The sequence below is a fragment of the Vibrio sp. ED004 genome, assembly GCF_023206395.1.
In the GTDB taxonomy this organism is placed as follows: Bacteria; Pseudomonadota; Gammaproteobacteria; order Enterobacterales; family Vibrionaceae; genus Vibrio.
The window spans coordinates 1,280,532-1,299,820 of sequence record NZ_CP066149.1 but is presented as its reverse complement, the minus strand read 5'-3'; the positions used below and the strand labels follow the sequence as shown (position 1 = coordinate 1,299,820).

Sequence of the window (19,289 nt, the reverse complement as noted above, 5' to 3'; positions counted from 1 at the left end):
TAAGCACGCAATTTCTATTCAAATACGCATGAAGTTACAATAAAGATGAAATGCTAAAACAAACGCCAGTTAATAAAATGTTGAAAATTTGTTTCTGTGATTTTGATTTCACTTTTGAATTGATATTGCCCCCGCTATCTAGCGATAAACTTACCTTTCTAAGCCTGATCTGGGTGGCTTTTCTGGACGATCCGTGCCATATTTCGTGGCAATCAAATTTGATCTTTTCATAGTCAACACTCTGGAGCAGACACATGTCTCACGAAGATGAATATCTATCAGTAGCGGAATTAATTGAATTTCAAAAGGAAGAGACTCGCGACATCATTGCAGCACTAATTGAAGATGGTAGCGATCCTGAAGCTCTATACGATATCGAGCATCACCTATTTGCTGAAGATTTCGAAGTGCTTGAGAAAGCAGTTGTTGAAGCATTCAAAATGGGCTTTGAAGTGCTTGAAGCTGAAGAGACAGAAGACGAAGATGGCAACAAGCTACTTTGCTGTGATGCAACCATGCAGTCAGCTCTAGATGCTGAAGCGATCGATGCGCAAGTTGAGAAGCTTGTGAACCTTGCAGAGAAATTCGACATTATCTACGACGGTTGGGGCACTTACTACGAAGGTGAAGATGCTATCTACCCTGACGAAGATGATGAAGGCGAAGAGTAATTTCTTGCCAGTTTGAAAGAATGCCAGCCTAGAGCTGGCATTTTTTTATCCTCAGAAAAATAAATGTCTTTAAATGCATTCATTCATTATAATGCGGTCAAAATTGATCTGGCTCAAGGAATGATATGCGGTTACTTCTCGATGGTCTTTGGCAAATTTCGCCACTGACGGATCTCTCTATCCCACAAGATGACATTACCTTTCCTGCTCCATTAAGCTCAAAGCTCCCTGATAGCTTAAGTGAAGATGAAATCGCAGAGCAAGAGTGGCACCTGATGCATGACATCGAAGTTGATGATGCTATGTTGGCGTGCCCATTCGTTGAGTTAGTCGTAGCGGGTGTCGATTACTTTGCTGAAGTGCGACTGAATGGTGTGGCTGTGTTTGATTGCGATGGTAGCCAAGCTGAATATCGCAAAGATATCCGCCCTTATATGCAGTCTGGTCGAAACCGTTTTGAGATCCTGTTCCTTGAAGAAGAGGAGAGCCTGTTACTCGAGGAAGATATGGATGAGTCTATATCTTCACAGGCTATCACTAAATCTGATTCACGCATCGGGATTTGGCAAGCACCGTACCTGCAGTTCGTTCGAAACGTCAAACTAGAACAAGTTGTCACAGAGCAGATCTGGCACCACGGTGGTGGCTGTGAGTTTAAAGTGGATGTTATCTATCAAACGCTAAAAGCGGGGTTAGTATCGGCATCCATCAAGTTTAATGGTATGACACTCGTGATGCCGATTGATGTACGCGCAGAACATACTGGCGTCGTGTTCCAGGTTGAGGCGCCTATCATTTTTGATATTGAGAATCCTAACCCTAAGCATCTATACCCATTAGAAGTGGTACTTGATGGGCAAGAAGAGAGTTCTTTTGTTGCCTTGACCCCAACCTCTTGCGTCAGTAACTTTCTACGTTAACTCCGTATATTTTAGCGCTATCTTCTTTCGCTATAGCGGCGCATTCTGCTTATAACGATTTGGCCATGACAACCTCACAAGCGTCGTGGCCTGTCTCTCCCCAAGCTGAGTCAAGATGCTCAAACCCAAGCTTCTGATAGAGTTTGACCGCAGCACCTAAGCATTCCGTCGTTTCTAAATACATGTGTTGATACCCAAGTTGCTTGGCTTGCTTTAAGCTCAAAGCAACAATTCGCTTGGCTAGGCCATGCCCTCGAGTTTGCGGTAAGAAGTACATCTTTTGTAGCTCACACACATTGGGTTTACCTGCTAAAGGGGCAAAGCCACCGCCTCCGACGATCTTTCCGTTGTGTTCGATAACCCAGTACATTGCATTCGCTTGGCTATAGACAGAGTACATATCATCGAGTGTTGGATCGGCCACGCCATAGCCTTTATCTTCTGTGAGCCCATGCTCTGCCGAAACTTGGCGAATGACTTCGGCTAATTGTTGGTTGTCTGACTCTGTGAGTGGGCGTAATACAAACTCATCGGCTTGGCATACTTTCGTTAGCCCTTTTAAGTAGCTCTCAAGTCCTTGCTTAAGCAGTTGTTGTTCGTTGTCATTGAGTGCCGAAAGTACTTTTTCAAAGAAGACGCTTTGCTGCTGGTCGAGTTGAGATAACGCATCAACACCTTGAGCGGTCAGGGCGACTAATTGGCTACGCTTGTCTGTTGGATTCTCTAGGCTTTCAACTAAGCCAAGCTTGATCAGCCCTGTGACAGTGCGGCTAGCATTGGATTTATCTACGTTGAGTTGCTGCGCCAATTGGTTGATGGTGATTGGCTGCAACTGGATTTCACCTAGAGTATGAGCCTGGACTGGAGTGAGGTCGACATCACCACACTGCTTATCAAGCATGCCAAGTAAACGAACCGTTTGACGAGAATAGTCTCTTAACTGTTGAGAATTCATAACTACCTACCTTTGGATTAAGAAATAAAGTTGCGCACCGCAATTAATTTAATTGCGGTGCGCAACTTTGTCAATGGTAAGCTGAATTTTGTTGTTCGAAGCAGGTTACTTCAATCGTTCAGTGAGCTTTAGATTAAGCGTGTTGATGTAAACAAAACTGAGCTTTTACTGTTTGGCTTTCATCTTTTCGTATCCAGACTTTCTCGTGGAAGTAGTAAGCAACGGTATTTAAAGTTGGCTCTAACAAAGCCATCACACCGCCGATGAAAGCATCTCCAGTCAACAAGTAGACAACGGTAAAGGCAACACTAAAGTGAATGGTCGCAAAGCTTGCTGTTTTTAACTTGGTCATCCACTGACGAGCTTTAAGCGCTGGAACTTGAGCCCACGCCTTTTCATGAAAATAGAAGGCGACCGTATTCACAGAAGGCTCAATCATAGCGATTAAGCTACCAATTAAGATGTCGCCTGTTAGTACATAAGCGACACTAAATGCGATAGTAAAATGTAATGCAGCAAAGGTTAGTGTCTTTTTCATGATAATTACTCAATCGTTGTGTTTTTTCGATAGGTCTATTATTGAGAATTATTATCATTAAGTATAATGGGAAGTGGAGATTAATTTGATAGATGAAACCTATCAATAAGTGAGGCTAGAGTGAGAAGCATTGGAATATTGGAATATTGGAATATTGGAATCAGGGACATAAAAAAAGGTTGGTCACCAAGACCAACCTTTCTATTTAGAGCGAGAAGTTCGAAGCCTTCTCCGTCACTCGGTTTTAAAGCGCAGCGATTGTCGCTTTTTGCTCTTCAAGCTTCACAAGAGTCTCTTGGTAGCCTTCAAGCTTTTCACGCTCTTTCGCGATAACCGCTTCTGGTGCTTTAGCAACAAAGCCTTCGTTACCTAGCTTACCTTCGATACGCTTAATCTCACCGTGAGTCTTCGCTACTTCTTTGTCTAGGCGAGCAAGCTCAGCATCTTTGTCGATAAGACCCGCCATTGGGATCATTAGCTCAGATTTGCCAACCAGTTTAGTTGCACAAGCTGGAGTCTCTTCGCCGTCCGCAAGAACTTTAATGTCGTCTAGCTTAGCTAGAGAAGTCAGGACGATCTTGTTTGCTTCGATACGAGCTGCATCTTTCTCATCAGCAACCTTGATCATTACTTCTAAGCCTTGGCTTGGTGCTATGTCGTATTCCGCACGTAGGTTACGGATAGCAGTGATGAAAGTCTTAACCCATTCGATGTCGTCAACGATCTCAGCATTGAAGTTAGCTTCATTAAACTGAGGAAGCGCTTGAGTCATGATTGTCTCGCCTTCAACGCCGTCTACTAGCGGCTTAACACTCTGCCAGATAGATTCAGTGATGTAAGGAAGAACAGGGTGAGCAAGACGCAGAGTCTTCTCTAGAACCGTGATAAGCGTGTAACGAGTCGCTTGTTGCTGAGCTTCAGTACCTTTCCAAAGAACAGGTTTTGTGAGCTCTAGGTACCAGTCACAGAATTGGTTCCAGATGAATTCGTAAAGCGTGTTTGCTGCCATGTCTAGACGGTAGTTGTCTAGGTGAGCGTTAAACTCTTTCGCTGCAACTTCAAACTGAGATTCAATCCACTTATCCGCTAGAGAGAATTCCATGTTTGCACGGTCTTCAACAGACGGTGACATGCCACAATCGTGCTCTTCTGTGTTCATCAGTACGTAACGGCTTGCGTTCCATAGCTTGTTACAGAAGTTACGGTAACCTTCAAGACGCTTCATGTCCCAGTTGATGTCACGGCCCGTGGAAGCCATAGCAGCAAGAGTGAAACGCAGTGCGTCAGTACCGTATGGTTCGATACCGTTTTCGAAAGTTTTACGTGTTGCTTTTTCGATCTTAGCAGCCAGTTTAGGTTGCATCATGTTGCCACAACGCTTCTCTACTAGCTCTTCAAGGCCGATGCCGTCAATCATGTCGATTGGGTCAAGTACGTTACCTTTCGACTTAGACATCTTGTCGCCGTTTTCATCACGGATAAGGCCCGTCATGTAAACCGTTTTGAAAGGTACTTGAGCCTTGCCATCTTCGTCTTTCACGAAGTGCATGGTCATCATGATCATACGAGCAACCCAGAAGAAGATAATATCAAAACCAGATACTAGTACTTCAGATGGGTGGAATGTTTTCAGTGCTTCAGTATTTTCAGGCCAGCCTTGTGTGCCGAACGTCCAAAGTGCAGAAGAGAACCAAGTGTCTAGTACGTCGTCGTCTTGCTTAAGTACAACAACAGGCGCTAGGTTGTTCTTTTCACGAACTTCTTCTTCAGTACGACCTACGTAAACTTTACCATCGTTGTCGTACCATGCTGGGATGCGGTGGCCCCACCAAAGTTGACGAGAGATACACCAGTCTTGAACGTCACGCATCCACGCGAAGTACATGTTTTCGTACTGTTTAGGCACGAACTGGATTTGACCATCTTCAACGGCTTTAACTGCAGGCTCAGCAAGAGGTGCTGTGCGTACGTACCATTGGTCAGTCAGCATTGGTTCGATAACTACACCACCACGGTCGCCGTAAGGTACGGTTAGGTCGTGATCTTTGATCTCTTCAAGAAGACCAAGTTTTTCAAATTCAGCAACAATAGCTTTACGAGCAGCAAAGCGCTCCATGCCTTGGTATTTCGCAGGGATGTCTGTTGAGTAAACATCGCTTTCTTCGCCGTTGGTTGTGAATACTTCAGCAGCATCACGGATATCAGCGTTGAACGTTAGGATGTTGATCATTGGTAGGTTGTTGCGCTTACCAACTTCGTAATCGTTAAAGTCGTGAGCAGGTGTGATCTTCACACAACCAGTACCTTTTTCCATGTCTGCGTGCTCATCGCCTACGATAGGGATAAGACGGTTAACAACAGGAAGCAGGATTTCTTTACCGATAAGATCTTTGTAACGTGGATCTTCTGGGTTTACGGCTACGCCAGTATCACCAAGCATGGTTTCTGGACGAGTAGTAGCAACAACAATGTAGTCTTTGCCATCCGCCGTTTTAACACCGTTCGCTAGGGGGTAGCGGAAGTGCCACATGAAGCCTTTTTTGTCTTTGTTTTCAACTTCAAGATCAGAAATCGCAGTGTGCAGTTTAGGATCCCAGTTTACTAGACGCTTACCACGGTAGATTAGGTCTTCTTCATATAGACGAACAAACACTTCTTGAGTCGCAGCCGATAGGCCGTCATCCATAGTGAATCGCTCGCGATCCCAGTCTACAGATGCACCAAGACGACGAAGTTGTTGAGTGATCGTGCCACCTGATTCGCCTTTCCATTCCCAGATCTTGTCGATGAAAGCTTCACGGCCGTAGTCGTGTTTTGTTTTGCCTTCTTCAGCAGCAATCTTACGTTCAACAACCATTTGAGTTGCGATACCAGCGTGGTCAGTACCTACTTGCCAAAGCGTGTTTTTACCTTTCATACGTTGAGCACGGATAAGTGTATCCATGATCGTATCTTGGAACGCGTGACCCATGTGTAGGCTGCCAGTGACGTTCGGTGGCGGGATCATGATGCTGTAAGCTTCTTTTGATGTGTCACCGTGTGGCTTAAAGTAGCCTTTCTCTTCCCAAGTCTGATACAGAGCTTGTTCGATTGATGTTGGGTTGTATGTCTTTTCCATAGTGCTCTTAAACGGATACTGTGAATGGTTAATCGTGGTCAAACTTCATAAGTGAAGCTTCTTGAATCTAAATCCAAAGATAGCTTTAACTATGAGGTTTGACTATGGATGTTGAATCTCGATAGTTTGTAGCTGATATCCAGCCTGACGGTAAATTTTATACCTTTCTCGAGCGAGTTGCTTAGCTTTTTCTTCGCAAGGAACGAAGTCTATCACCTGAGCAAAGGCGTTCGCAAAGGTTGTATGATTATCGGCCAGATTAATTACCAGCTGACGATTCCAATTGTGTTTTACACCTTGGTAGCCGATTTCAATGTTGGTTGAATATTTCGGACCTTCGCCAACTAAGTTGTGCGCAATAAATTCACCGGGCTCGACTTGCCAGAAAATCTCTGCGATACGCTCGGCATGTTCTTTGTCATTACAGTTGAGGTAAAGTTTAGCGCCTTGTTTCGCAAAGTGCTGAGCAAGAAACAGCACATAGTGAGCAAAACCTTCTTCACTGGCTTGCGGGCTATCTGATGACACTATGTAAAACGTAGCTGTCTGCATGCTGAATACTCGAACTGGAAATCGTGACTATTCATCTTACTGGGTCAATCGACTCTAACAAATAGCGCTTATTAAAAAAGGGCCCGTAGGCCCTTTTTATTATTTTGAAGATTGCTCTTCAGTCTCATGGCCGCTGCGGTTCAATAAGAATTGGACTAGCATTGAGACAGGACGACCTGTCGAGCCTTTCGCTGCACCAGATTTCCAAGCTGTACCTGCGATATCCAGGTGAGCCCAGTGGTACTTCTTAGTGAACTTAGATAGGAAGCAACCAGCAGTGATAGTACCGCCAGGACGGCCGCCGATGTTCGCCATATCTGCGAACGGACTGTTTAGCTGCTCATGGTACTCATCTGCCATTGGTAGACGCCATGCACGGTCACTTGCTTGCTCAGAAGCATTCACAAGTTCGTGAGACAGTGGGTTGTGGTTTGATAGAACGCCACTGATGTGGTGACCTAGAGCAATAACACACGCGCCTGTTAGCGTTGCAACGTCAACTACGCAATCTGGTTCGAAACGCTCAACATAAGTTAGCGCATCACAAAGAACCAAGCGACCTTCAGCATCAGTGTTTAGAACTTCAACTGTTTGGCCTGACATGGTCGTTAGGATGTCACCTGGGCGGTAAGCATTGCTACCAGGCATGTTTTCACAACCCGCTAGAATACCGACAACGTTGATTGGCAAGTTAAGTTTCGCCAATGCTTTCATTGTACCGAATACAGACGCCGCACCACACATGTCGTACTTCATCTCATCCATACCTTCGCCAGGCTTAAGTGAGATGCCGCCTGAATCGAACGTTAGGCCTTTACCAACAAGTACAATTGGTTTTGCATCTGAATCAGGTGCGCCTTTGTACTCCATGATAGACATCATAGATTCGTTCTTAGAGCCACGACCTACCGCTAGGTAAGAAGTCATACCCAGTTTTTCCATCTCTTCTTCACCGATAATCTTAGTCGTTACGGTTTCGAAGTCGTCAGCTAGGCGACGAGCTTGAGAGGCAAGGTATGCTGGGTTAGCAATGTTTGGTGGCATGTTGCCAAGATCTTTAGACGCTTTCACACCAGAAGCAATTGCAAGACCGTGAGAGATCGCTTTTTCACCAAGGCTTAGCTCGCGACGTGTTGGTACGTTGAATACCAATTTACGCAGTGGGCGACGAGTCTCTGGTTTGTTGCTCTTAAATTGGTCGAATGTGTAAAGACCATCTTTAGTCGCTTCTACCGCTTGGCGAACTTTCCAGTAAGTGTCGCGGCCTTTAACGTGAAGTTCTGTAAGGAAACATACTGCTTCCATAGAACCTGTTTCGTTTAGTGTGCTGATGGTTTTTTGAATAATTTCTTTGTATTGACGCTCGCCTAGCTCACGTTCTTTACCACAGCCTACTAGTAGAACACGTTCTGAAAGTACACCAGGTACTTGATGCAGTAGTAGCATCTGGCCAGGTTTACCCTCTAGATCACCGCGACGAAGCAGTGAACTAATGTAGCCATCGCTAATCTTATCTAATTGCTCGGCTACTGGAGAAAGGCGGCGCGGTTCGAATACACCGACAACGATACATGCGCTGCGCTGTTTCTCTGGGCTGCCACTTTTTACACTGAACTCCATGCGTACTCCTACATCCTGAAGACAAATCGAACTAAATGTTAGATAATGGGTTCTTACTTGTTGGATCCTATAATGGAACTAACCTTAAAGAAGAACGCTAACACTTAGCTAAAAATTTAAAAAAATAAAAGGTTCAACGGGAAATTATAGTGATTCAATCAAAAAAACAAGTTTTGTATAGGTAATTTGAGCGTGATTATTGTTAGATATTTGATCCGCGAGACAATCAAGAGCCAATTTGCGATCTTTTTTGTTCTCTTTCTCGTGTTTCTCAGCCAAAAATTCATCAGTGTTTTAGCGGACGCCTCTGATGGTGATATCCCTGCGAGTCTCATATTGTCGATTGTTGGTCTAAATATGCCAGCAATGGGTTTGTTGATGCTGCCACTCAGTATCTATATTGGTATTTTGCTCACTTTTGGTCGCCTTTACGCTGAAAGTGAAATTGTAGTGATGAACGCTACGGGTATCGGCAATAAATTCCTGATCCAATCTGCGCTTTACTTAGCTTTGATTACTGCATCGGTTGCAGCCTTTAACTCATTTTGGTTATCTCCTTGGTCGCAAGACAAAGTTGAACAAATGTATGAAGAAGTCGCCGCAGAGAACAGTGTCGATTTGCTACCTAAGGGTAAGTTTGAAGGCACGCCGGATGGCTCATCTGTGGTATTCATCGATGATATCGACGGTAATAAGTTAGAAAATGTGTTCGTTGCTCAAATGCGACCACGTGATTCTGTTCTGCCGAGCGTGATGTTCTCTAAGTCAGGGGATGTAAAAGAGCTTAGTGATGGTCGCCAAGTCATCGTTATGTACGATGGCACGCGTCATGAGGGTGTGCCTACACGCCTTGATTATATGGTGACGCACTTTGAAGAGTACGAAGGCCTGATTGGTCAGCGTGAAGTGGAGAAGAAAGGTCGAGATTGGGAGGCGATTTCAACTCTTGAACTGATTGGTAATCCAAATAATAGCGCGAAAGCGGAATTACAGTGGCGTATCTCATTGGTACTTTGTATTCCATTGTTGACCATGCTTGTTGTGCCACTATCTGCGGTAAACCCAAGACAGGGGCGTTTTGCAAAGATTGGCCCGGCGATTCTCATTTACCTGACTTACTTCTTGGCAATCAGTGCGACTAAATCTTCTATTGAAGAGGGCAGTATCCCGGCGGTAATCGGCATGTGGCCAATCAATGCGTTATTGTTATTTGTCGCGATTGGTGCAAACTTTATGGATAGCGTGCCAGTAAGGCGTTTGAAAGAAAAATTCAAGAATAAGAGGTTGGCTTAAGCCGTGTTTAAGATTCTCGATTTATATATAGGCAGAACCATCATCGCAACGACGTCACTGGTTTTGGTGACGTTTGTTGGTCTTTCTGGGATCATCAAGTATGTAGAGCAACTGAGAAAGGTTGGTCGTGGTACATACGATCTACTGCAAGCCCTGTATTTCGTTTTACTGAGTATTCCTCGTGATATTGAAATGTTCTTCCCAATGGCGGCATTGCTTGGTGCATTGATTGGTTTGGGGATGTTGGCTGCGAGCTCTGAGCTGGTAGTTATGCAGGCGGCAGGTTTCTCTAAGCTAGATATTGGCCTATCGGTACTCAAAACCGCTATCCCACTCATGATCGTCGTGACTCTTCTTGGTCAATGGGGCGCGCCTCAAGCACAAAAGATGGCTCGTGACTTAAGAACCATCTCGATCGCTGGTGGTAATATTATCTCGACTCAAAGCGGTGTCTGGGCTCGTGACGCCAATGACTTTATCTTTATTGTCAAAATCGATGATGAGAAGCTTTACGGTATGAACATGTGGCGCTTTGATGAGAACAAAGCACTCAAAACGGCTATCTACTCTGAAGAAGTGGATTACGTAGGAGACAATGTTTGGACGATGAACGATGTGGAAATTACGTCGTTCGAAAATGAAATTCAGATTACTAAAGAAAGTCTGCCTACTTACCGTTGGGAGACATCGTTAGCTCCGGATAAGCTTGCAATAGTAACGGTTAAACCGGAAGAACTGTCTTTGAGTGGGTTGTATGATTATGTGTCATACCTGAAAGCATCAGAGCAAGATGCGTCACGCTATGAATTGGCATTGTGGAGAAAGATAACCCAACCTATATCGATAGCAGTAATGATGTTGATGGCGCTGTCGTTTATCTTTGGTCCCCTACGAAGTGTGACTATGGGTGCTAGGATTTTGTCTGGTGTTATCGCTGGCTTTACCTTCTATATATCCAGTGAGTTCTTTGGCCCAGTCAGTTTGGTTTATCAAATACCACCGGCCTTTGGTGCGATAGCCCCGAGCGTGGTGTTCCTCGGAATTGCCATCATGCTCTTGAGGCGAAAACTCTAGATAGAAAAAAAGGAAGGCATAACGCCTTCCTTTTTTGATCTTGTTTGGATGTCGAATAATGGTGTTATCGAGCTTTCGGTAACACGACCACTTGCGTCTTCGCCCAGATATCGTGGAAGCCACGTTTTTGAGGGTCGAATGGAACACACAAGTTTGCTAGTCCAAAACCTGAGGTGCCTAAGCGAATTAGTGCTTGAGTGATTGTAATCGCAGAGCCATCTTTGTTTTGAACTCGTAGTTTCCAAGCTCGCATCCCCAGTGTTTGGCCTGCTCTTGTCCAGAAGAACACAAAGAAGTACACCCAAACCACTACTAGGTAAAAAGTGTAAGCAGGGCTCCAAATAGGGTGGTTAGTTAAGAAGTCACTAACATCGGCATATCCACTATGATTGAAAACGCCAAGAGCCATGAGTGCGTGTAGCAGAGCAACAATGACGCCAGCCGCCATCATCTCAATAGCGATTACGATAAGAGCGTCATAGAACAAGGCACCAAATCGGCGCATTACCCCAGCTGGTGGCAGAGTGTTTGTTGATGTCATGGTGTTATTACTTCTTTAAAAATTGAGGCGTCAGAATATAGTTTAAGGCTTGGCCTGAAAAGAGACATGACGCACAGCTTATGACTTAGTGGCGAAATTATCGGCAAACACACATGAATTCAAGTTTTTATACTTGCCACATCAGTTCGCATACGTATAATGCCAAACATCGACAGGGCAATGCCCAAGATAATGCCGGTATGGTGAAATTGGTATACACGACGGATTCAAAATCCGTTGCCTTCGGGCGTGGCGGTTCAAGTCCGCCTACCGGTACCATATTTAAATGACAAAGCCTCGACTCAGTCGGGGCTTTGTTGTATCTGGAGTATGGAAAGCGTTGCCTTCGAGGTAGCGGCAGGAATGCCTGTCCAATCAGTCCGCCTAAACCGGTACCATATATAGAAAGGTCGCTTTTATAGCGGCCTTTCGTCGTTTTGGGCGTTTGTGAATTTGAAACCCAGCGTGTCGGCTTGGATGCAAGCCCAGTCAAGTCAAGTCGCCTACCGGTACCATATTTTAAGACAGAGCCTCAACGAAAGTTGGGGCTTTGTTGTATCTAGAGTATAGAGAACAGTGCCTTCGTGGTTACGAGATCAGTACCTGTCTAATCAGTCAGATCTTATTGTTTCATTCCTAAATCTCGCAGTTTCCCTTCGTAATTTCATTTCCTAATAAATTAATCATCTTAAATCATACTGTTACCTGTCATTCCTTCTTCTATTGTCTATGTTTAAATAAATAACAGAGGAGAGAGATATGCTGACAGTAACCCCTTACTTGTTTTTTGATGGTCGTTGTAATGAAGCGTTGGATTTTTATCATAAGTGTTTTGGCGGTGTGGTTTTATCGAAGCAACTCTTTAGTGATGCACCACAGGTAATAGAGGGAGCTCAACCTGATTGGGTTATGCATGCTGAGTTCGAAGCATTTGGTATGAAGCTCATGATGTCTGATGGTGTAAAGGCAAAAGAATTAGAAGGGAACAACCTTGCGCTCTCTCTTGTTACTGAAGATACCGCAACTCAAGAGCAAATCTTTGAAAAGCTAAAGCAAGATGGTCGCGTAATGACGCCGTTAGCGGATACTTTTTGGGGGGCTAGGTTTGGTAAGGTCGAAGATAAGTTTGGGATACGCTGGATGGTGCATTGCGATTCTTTAAATTGAACCTGTGAAATTGGATAGTGAAATTGCTGCTTGGTTTTATTAGAATTATAAATAGAGATTATTAATCAATATTATATATAAAAATGGGCAGCATAAAGATTACCGTAGATCGCATTCAGCCCGGTCTGCATATACGACTCCCCGTAAAATGGAATGAACACCCATTTTTATTCAACAGTTTTAAAATCAAAGATGACGCCCAAGTAAAGGTAATTCGACATCTTGGGATTAAGCACGTCTATATAAACTTGAATCAAAGCGATACATCTCCTCTACCTGCTAACCATGTGATTGAGCAAGAAGGCGATACTGATTTACAAGTAAGCCTTGAAGCAGAAAGAATGTGGAAAGATAAGCATGAACGTATCGAAACTCTAAGCTCTTATCGTCGCAGAGTGAGTCATTGCGAGAAAGAGTTCGAACGTTCGCTTGCTCGCATGCGTTCTGTGATGACCAAGATCCGTAACCGACCTTTAGATGCAGTAGGGGAGGTAAAAGCTCTGGTTGATGACATTGTAGAAACATTAGTAAGCGATGATAACGTCACATTGCACCTTATGAATGCTAAAGCTGATTTTGAAGACATCTACTTTCATACACTGAATGTTTCAGTTGTCGCGCTGATGATAGGTAAAGCGAAAGGTTACAATACGCAGCAATTGAAAGATCTTTCCTTCGCAGCGTTGTTCCACGATATAGGTAAAATCAAAATACCAGTCGCCATATTAAGAAAGCAGAGTGCGCTTACGGTACCAGAAGAGAACTACTTAAAGCTCCATACTAAGTATGGTGCAGATATTGTCTCAACAATTGATGACTTTCCTGAAAGGGCCAAAAAGGTGATTGCTCAACATCATGAGATGAATGATGGTTCTGGTTATCCCGAAGGCTTAAAAGAAGATGAGATAGATGAATTTGCCAAGATAGTCGCAGTGGCTAATGCATTTGATAACCTTTGCCATGGTAAAACGCAATCTCAACAAATGATCCCGTATCTGGCATTGTCTCACTTATATAAGAGTTGCAAGCATCTATATAGTCAGGACAATTTGAGTTTGCTGGTCAAGTTTATGGGAGCGTACCCGCCGGGAACGGTAGTACAACTTTCAAATGATTCGATTGGGATTGTGATATCCGTTAATGCCAAGCATATGCTTTATCCGAATGTTCTTATCTATGATCCTAGCGTACCAAGAACCCAAGCTCCGATTATTGACCTCTTTATTAAAGAGATAAAAATCGTCAATGCAGTTCATCCAAGTAAATTACCTGAACAAGTGAGAGAATATCTAAACCCAAGAGCTCGTTTATCTTATTTTTTTGATAACGGAGAGTAGTTATCCACAAGGTGTTGTGGGTAATTTGTTCGAAACTTGGGGTGAAAATGGTATAAATGAGCCCTTGGTTGAAATGTCTTCACTTAACCTCTTTTTTCAATAAAAACGCATTTAATGCTTGCCAATAATAGCGGCGTCTCTATAATGCCGCCTCACTGACACGGCAGACGCCACAAGGCTTCAGCGCAGAATGTTAGTGAAGGCAACTAGCTTTGAGTGATTATTCGCTCCTACTTTTAGAAAGTAGAAATTAATTCCAAATAAGTGTTTGACACTGAGGATTAAGTCGCTAGAATGGCCGCCTCTTCCGAAGTGATGTAAGTCACAACGAAGAGAAGCTCTTTAACAATTTAAACCTATCAATCTGTGTGGGCACTCGTTGATGAATATCAAAACGTTTTATCATTAGATAAAACAGATTCTTCGGAATCAAAATTGATTTCAATGAACTGAGTGACCAATACGAATAACTTCGGTTATTTGGCACAGTCAATTCATTACCATTCTGTTGGAATGGTAATAGCTTTAAAATTACATGTTTACTTCGGTAAATATTAGTTTTGAAGTCAGTATTCGTTGAGTCACAAAATCTTAAATTGAAGAGTTTGATCATGGCTCAGATTGAACGCTGGCGGCAGGCCTAACACATGCAAGTCGAGCGGAAACGACACTAACAATCCTTCGGGTGCGTTAATGGGCGTCGAGCGGCGGACGGGTGAGTAATGCCTAGGAAATTGCCTTGATGTGGGGATAACCATTGGAAACGATGGCTAATACCGCATAATGCCTACGGGCCAAAGAGGGGGACCTTCGGGCCTCTCGCGTCAAGATATGCCTAGGTGGGATTAGCTAGTTGGTGAGGTAATGGCTCACCAAGGCGACGATCCCTAGCTGGTCTGAGGATGATCAGCCACACTGGAACTGAGACACGGTCCAGACTCCTACGGGAGGCAGCAGTGGGGAATATTGCACAATGGGCGAAAGCCTGATGCAGCCATGCCGCGTGTATGAAGAAGGCCTTCGGGTTGTAAAGTACTTTCAGTTGTGAGGAAGGGGGTAGTGTTAATAGCGCTATCTCTTGACGTTAGCAACAGAAGAAGCACCGGCTAACTCCGTGCCAGCAGCCGCGGTAATACGGAGGGTGCGAGCGTTAATCGGAATTACTGGGCGTAAAGCGCATGCAGGTGGTTCATTAAGTCAGATGTGAAAGCCCGGGGCTCAACCTCGGAACTGCATTTGAAACTGGTGAACTAGAGTACTGTAGAGGGGGGTAGAATTTCAGGTGTAGCGGTGAAATGCGTAGAGATCTGAAGGAATACCAGTGGCGAAGGCGGCCCCCTGGACAGATACTGACACTCAGATGCGAAAGCGTGGGGAGCAAACAGGATTAGATACCCTGGTAGTCCACGCCGTAAACGATGTCTACTTGGAGGTTGTGGCCTTGAGCCGTGGCTTTCGGAGCTAACGCGTTAAGTAGACCGCCTGGGGAGTACGGTCGCAAGATTAAAACTCAAATGAATTGACGGGGGCCCGCACAAGCGGTGGAGCATGTGGTTTAATTCGATGCAACGCGAAGAACCTTACCTACTCTTGACATCCAGAGAAGCCAGCGGAGACGCAGGTGTGCCTTCGGGAGCTCTGAGACAGGTGCTGCATGGCTGTCGTCAGCTCGTGTTGTGAAATGTTGGGTTAAGTCCCGCAACGAGCGCAACCCTTATCCTTGTTTGCCAGCGAGTAATGTCGGGAACTCCAGGGAGACTGCCGGTGATAAACCGGAGGAAGGTGGGGACGACGTCAAGTCATCATGGCCCTTACGAGTAGGGCTACACGTGCTACAATGGCGCATACAGAGGGCAGCAAGCTAGCGATAGTGAGCGAATCCCAAAAAGTGCGTCGTAGTCCGGATTGGAGTCTGCAACTCGACTCCATGAAGTCGGAATCGCTAGTAATCGTAGATCAGAATGCTACGGTGAATACGTTCCCGGGCCTTGTACACACCGCCCGTCACACCATGGGAGTGGGCTGCAAAAGAAGTGGGTAGTTTAACCTTTCGGGGAGGACGCTCACCACTTTGTGGTTCATGACTGGGGTGAAGTCGTAACAAGGTAGCCCTAGGGGAACCTGGGGCTGGATCACCTCCTTATACGAAGATATTCACGATAAGTGTCCACACAGATTGATATGTTTAAACAGTTAAGAGTAACCTATGTCCCGTTCGTCTAGAGGCCTAGGACACCGCCCTTTCACGGCGGTAACAGGGGTTCGACTCCCCTACGGGATACCATCTTTAAGCGCATTTATTTAAGTGTCTTTAAAAATGGTTTCGAAAGAAATCTAGCTCTTTAACAATTTGGAAAGCTGACTGATTGATTACTTACGAGTAATTCAATCAAATTTAAAAGTTCTCAATGTTTATCTGCTCTTATTTAATAAGAACGGTATAAACACAACAAACACATTCAAGTGTCTTGTATTCGATTCAAACAAGTTTGAATCACAATTGAGTCCGGCAAACAGTCATTGAGAATTAACCCTTCTTGATGACAACCAAAAACCTTGGTTAGTTGCCATACATTAAGACCCTTTCGGGTTGTATGGTTAAGTGACTAAGCGTACACGGTGGATGCCTTGGCAGTCAGAGGCGATGAAAGGCGTAATAACTTGCGATAAGCCCAGATTAGGTAGTAATAACCTTTAAGTCTGGGATTCCTGAATGGGGAAACCCACTTACATAGTAAGTATCCTGTTGTGAATACATAGCAACAGGAGGCAAACCGGGGAACTGAAACATCTAAGTACCCCGAGGAAGAGAAATCAACCGAGATTCCGAAAGTAGCGGCGAGCGAAATTGATTAGCCCTTAAGCTTTTAATGAGACAGATGAAGGCTCTGAAAGTGCCGCAATAGCGGTGATAGCCCCGTAATCGACATCTCATCATCAGTGAAAACGAGTAGGGCGGGACACGTGATATCCTGTCTGAATATGGGGGGACCATCCTCCAAGGCTAAATACTACTGACTGACCGATAGTGAACCAGTACCGTGAGGGAAAGGCGAAAAGAACCCCTGTGAGGGGAGTGAAATAGAACCTGAAACCGTGTACGTACAAGCAGTAGGAGCACCTTCGTGGTGTGACTGCGTACCTTTTGTATAATGGGTCAGCGACTTAATTTTAGTAGCAAGGTTAACCGTTTAGGGGAGCCGTAGGGAAACCGAGTCTTAACTGGGCGTACAGTTGCTAGGATTAGACCCGAAACCAGGTGATCTAGCCATGGGCAGGTTGAAGGTTGAGTAACATCAACTGGAGGACCGAACCGACTAATGTTGAAAAATTAGCGGATGACTTGTGGCTAGGGGTGAAAGGCCAATCAAACCTGGAGATAGCTGGTTCTCCCCGAAAGCTATTTAGGTAGCGCCTCGGACGAATACTACTGGGGTAGAGCACTGTTAAGGCTAGGGGGTCATCCCGACTTACCAACCCTTTGCAAACCCGAATACCAGTAAGTACTATCCGGGAGACACACGGCGGGTGCTAACGTCCGTCGTGGAGAGAGGGAAACAACCCAGACCGCCAGCTAAGGTCCCAAAGTATAGCTAAGTGGGAAACGATGTGGGAAGGCTCAGACAGCCAGGATGTTGGCTTAGAAGCAGCCATCATTTAAAGAAAGCGTAATAGCTCACTGGTCGAGTCGGCCTGCGCGGAAGATGTAACGGGGCTAAGCTATACACCGAAGCTGCGGCTACGTACCTTAGGGTGCGTGGGGTAGGGGAGCGTTCTGTAAGCCGTTGAAGGTGGTCTGTAAGGGCTGCTGGAGGTATCAGAAGTGCGAATGCTGACATGAGTAACGATAAAGGGAGTGAAAAACTCCCTCGCCGGAAGACCAAGGGTTCCTGTCCAACGTTAATCGGGGCAGGGTAAGTCGACTCCTAAGGCGAGGCCGAAAGGCGTAGTCGATGGGAAACGGGTTAATATTCCCGTACTTCTTACAATTGCGATGGGGGACGGAGAAGGCTAGGTGGGCCTGGCGACGGTTGTCCAGGTTCAAGTACGTAGGCGGGTGGTTTAGGTAAATCCGGACCGCTACTAACGCTGAGATACGATGTCGAGCTACTACGGTAGTGAAGTCATTGATGCCATGCTTCCAGGAAAAGCCTCTAAGCTTCAGATTGTAAGGAATCGTACCCCAAACCGACACAGGTGGTCGGGTAGAGAATACCAAGGCGCTTGAGAGAACTCGGGTGAAGGAACTAGGCAAAATGGTACCGTAACTTCGGGAGAAGGTACGCTCTTATCAGTGAAGTCCCTTGCGGATGGAGCAGACGAGAGTCGCAGATACCAGGTGGCTGCAACTGTTTATTAAAAACACAGCACTGTGCAAAATCGTAAGATGACGTATACGGTGTGACGCCTGCCCGGTGCCGGAAGGTTAATTGATGGGGTTAGACTTCGGTCGAAGCTCTTGATCGAAGCCCCGGTAAACGGCGGCCGTAACTATAACGGTCCTAAGGTAGCGAAATTCCTTGTCGGGTAAGTTCCGACCTGCACGAATGGCGTAATGATGGCCACGCTGTCTCCACCCGAGACTCAGTGAAATTGAAATCGCTGTGAAGATGCAGTGTACCCGCGGCTAGACGGAAAGACCCCGTGAACCTTACTACAGCTTGGCACTGAACATTGAACCTACATGTGTAGGATAGGTGGGAGACTATGAAACCGCGTCGCTAGATGTGGTGGAGTCGTCCTTGAAATACCACCCTTGTAGTTTTGATGTTCTAACGTTGGTCCCTGAATCGGGATTACGGACAGTGCCTGGTGGGTAGTTTGACTGGGGCGGTCTCCTCCCAAAGAGTAACGGAGGAGCACGAAGGTGGGCTAAACACGGTTGGACATCGTGGGTTAGTGCAATGGCATAAGCCCGCTTGACTGCGAGAATGACAATTCGAGCAGGTGCGAAAGCAGGTCATAGTGATCCGGTGGTTCTGAATGGAAGGGCCATCGCTCAACGGATAAAAGGTACCCGGGGATAACAGGCTGATACCGCCCAAGAGTTCATATCGACGGCGGTGTTTGGCACCTCGATGTCGGCTCATCACATCCTGGGGCTGAAGTCGGTCCCAAGGGTATGGCTGTTCGCCATTTAAAGTGGTACGCGAGCTGGGTTTAGAACGTCGTGAGACAGTTCGGTCCCTATCTGCCGTGGGCGTTGGAAAATTGAAAGGGGCTGCTCCTAGTACGAGAGGACCGGAGTGGACGAACCTCTGGTGTTCGGGTTGTCATGCCAATGGCATTGCCCGGTAGCTAAGTTCGGAATCGATAACCGCTGAAAGCATCTAAGCGGGAAGCGAGCCTTGAGATGAGTTTTCCCTGGCGCTATAAGCGTCCTAAAGGGTTGTCGTAGACTACGACGTTGATAGGCAGGGTGTGTAAGTGCTGTGAGGCATTGAGCTAACTTGTACTAATTGCCCGTGAGGCTTAACCATACAACACCCAAGGGGTTTTGTGG

At 45.6% G+C, this 19,289-nt stretch carries 12 protein-coding genes, 2 tRNA genes and 2 rRNA genes; 10 read left to right on the top strand and 6 right to left on the bottom strand.

Going from position 1 to position 19,289, the window contains the following annotated elements; genetic code table 11:
- Positions 1 to 254: 254 nt before the first annotated feature.
- Both rraB and ITG10_RS05700 read left to right on the top strand, forming a co-directional pair.
- Complete coding sequence (rraB, locus tag ITG10_RS05705) at positions 255 to 671, top strand: ribonuclease E inhibitor RraB (protein WP_017633027.1); 417 nt, start codon at positions 255 to 257, stop codon at positions 669 to 671.
- A 125-nt stretch (positions 672 to 796) separates the two neighbouring features.
- On the top strand, positions 797 to 1,591 hold the full coding sequence (locus tag ITG10_RS05700) for a hypothetical protein (RefSeq protein WP_017633028.1): 795 nt from the start codon (positions 797 to 799) through the stop codon (positions 1,589 to 1,591).
- Between the two features lie 49 nt (positions 1,592 to 1,640).
- Here the strand turns inward: ITG10_RS05700 and ITG10_RS05695 are convergent, their stop codons facing one another.
- The 5 genes from ITG10_RS05695 to pepA form a co-directional block, all read right to left on the bottom strand.
- Entirely contained in the window at positions 1,641 to 2,546 is a 906-nt protein-coding gene (locus ITG10_RS05695; RefSeq protein WP_017633029.1) for a bifunctional helix-turn-helix transcriptional regulator/GNAT family N-acetyltransferase, read from the bottom strand.
- A 133-nt stretch (positions 2,547 to 2,679) separates the two neighbouring features.
- Positions 2,680 to 3,084 carry a DUF2061 domain-containing protein gene (locus ITG10_RS05690; RefSeq protein ID WP_017633030.1) on the bottom strand — a complete coding sequence of 135 codons (405 nt, stop codon included), beginning with the start codon at positions 3,082 to 3,084 and terminating at the stop codon, positions 2,680 to 2,682.
- 244 nt (positions 3,085 to 3,328) lie between these two features.
- The gene (locus tag ITG10_RS05685) at positions 3,329 to 6,202 is read right to left on the bottom strand and encodes a valine--tRNA ligase (RefSeq protein WP_017633031.1); all 2,874 of its coding nucleotides are present in this window, start codon (positions 6,200 to 6,202) and stop codon (positions 3,329 to 3,331) included.
- A 102-nt stretch (positions 6,203 to 6,304) separates the two neighbouring features.
- Entirely contained in the window at positions 6,305 to 6,754 is a 450-nt protein-coding gene (locus ITG10_RS05680; protein ID WP_017633032.1) for a DNA polymerase III subunit chi, read from the bottom strand.
- A 99-nt stretch (positions 6,755 to 6,853) separates the two neighbouring features.
- Complete coding sequence (gene pepA, locus ITG10_RS05675; protein WP_017633033.1) at positions 6,854 to 8,374, bottom strand: leucyl aminopeptidase; 1,521 nt, start codon at positions 8,372 to 8,374, stop codon at positions 6,854 to 6,856.
- A gap of 192 nt (positions 8,375 to 8,566) precedes the next feature.
- On the opposite strand from pepA, the gene lptF reads away from it, so the two are divergent.
- Entirely contained in the window at positions 8,567 to 9,667 is a 1,101-nt protein-coding gene (gene lptF / locus ITG10_RS05670; RefSeq protein WP_017633034.1) for an LPS export ABC transporter permease LptF, read from the top strand.
- Positions 9,668 to 9,670: 3 nt separating this feature from the next.
- Complete coding sequence (lptG, locus tag ITG10_RS05665; RefSeq protein WP_017633035.1) at positions 9,671 to 10,741, top strand: LPS export ABC transporter permease LptG; 1,071 nt, start codon at positions 9,671 to 9,673, stop codon at positions 10,739 to 10,741.
- A gap of 64 nt (positions 10,742 to 10,805) precedes the next feature.
- Here the strand turns inward: lptG and ITG10_RS05660 are convergent, their stop codons facing one another.
- Positions 10,806 to 11,282 (bottom strand): RDD family protein, encoded by a 477-nt coding sequence (locus ITG10_RS05660; RefSeq protein WP_017633036.1) that lies wholly within the window; start codon positions 11,280 to 11,282, stop codon positions 10,806 to 10,808.
- Between the two features lie 194 nt (positions 11,283 to 11,476).
- On the opposite strand from ITG10_RS05660, the gene ITG10_RS05655 reads away from it, so the two are divergent.
- The 6 genes from ITG10_RS05655 (at position 11,477) to ITG10_RS05630 (ending at position 19,266) form a co-directional block, all read left to right on the top strand.
- Positions 11,477 to 11,561, top strand: a tRNA-Leu gene (locus tag ITG10_RS05655).
- 480 nt (positions 11,562 to 12,041) lie between these two features.
- Positions 12,042 to 12,449 carry a VOC family protein gene (locus ITG10_RS05650; protein ID WP_017633037.1) on the top strand — a complete coding sequence of 136 codons (408 nt, stop codon included), beginning with the start codon at positions 12,042 to 12,044 and terminating at the stop codon, positions 12,447 to 12,449.
- A gap of 83 nt (positions 12,450 to 12,532) precedes the next feature.
- Positions 12,533 to 13,786, top strand: coding sequence for an HD-GYP domain-containing protein (locus ITG10_RS05645; RefSeq protein WP_017633038.1), 1,254 nt, complete (start codon positions 12,533 to 12,535; stop codon positions 13,784 to 13,786).
- 593 nt (positions 13,787 to 14,379) lie between these two features.
- Positions 14,380 to 15,929: ribosomal RNA gene (locus ITG10_RS05640) — 16S ribosomal RNA — on the top strand.
- 65 nt (positions 15,930 to 15,994) lie between these two features.
- Positions 15,995 to 16,070 (top strand) — tRNA-Glu (locus tag ITG10_RS05635).
- A 312-nt stretch (positions 16,071 to 16,382) separates the two neighbouring features.
- Positions 16,383 to 19,266 (top strand): 23S ribosomal RNA (locus ITG10_RS05630).
- The 16S and 23S rRNA genes sit together here with 1 tRNA gene alongside, the layout of an rRNA operon.
- Positions 19,267 to 19,289: the final 23 nt, after the last annotated feature.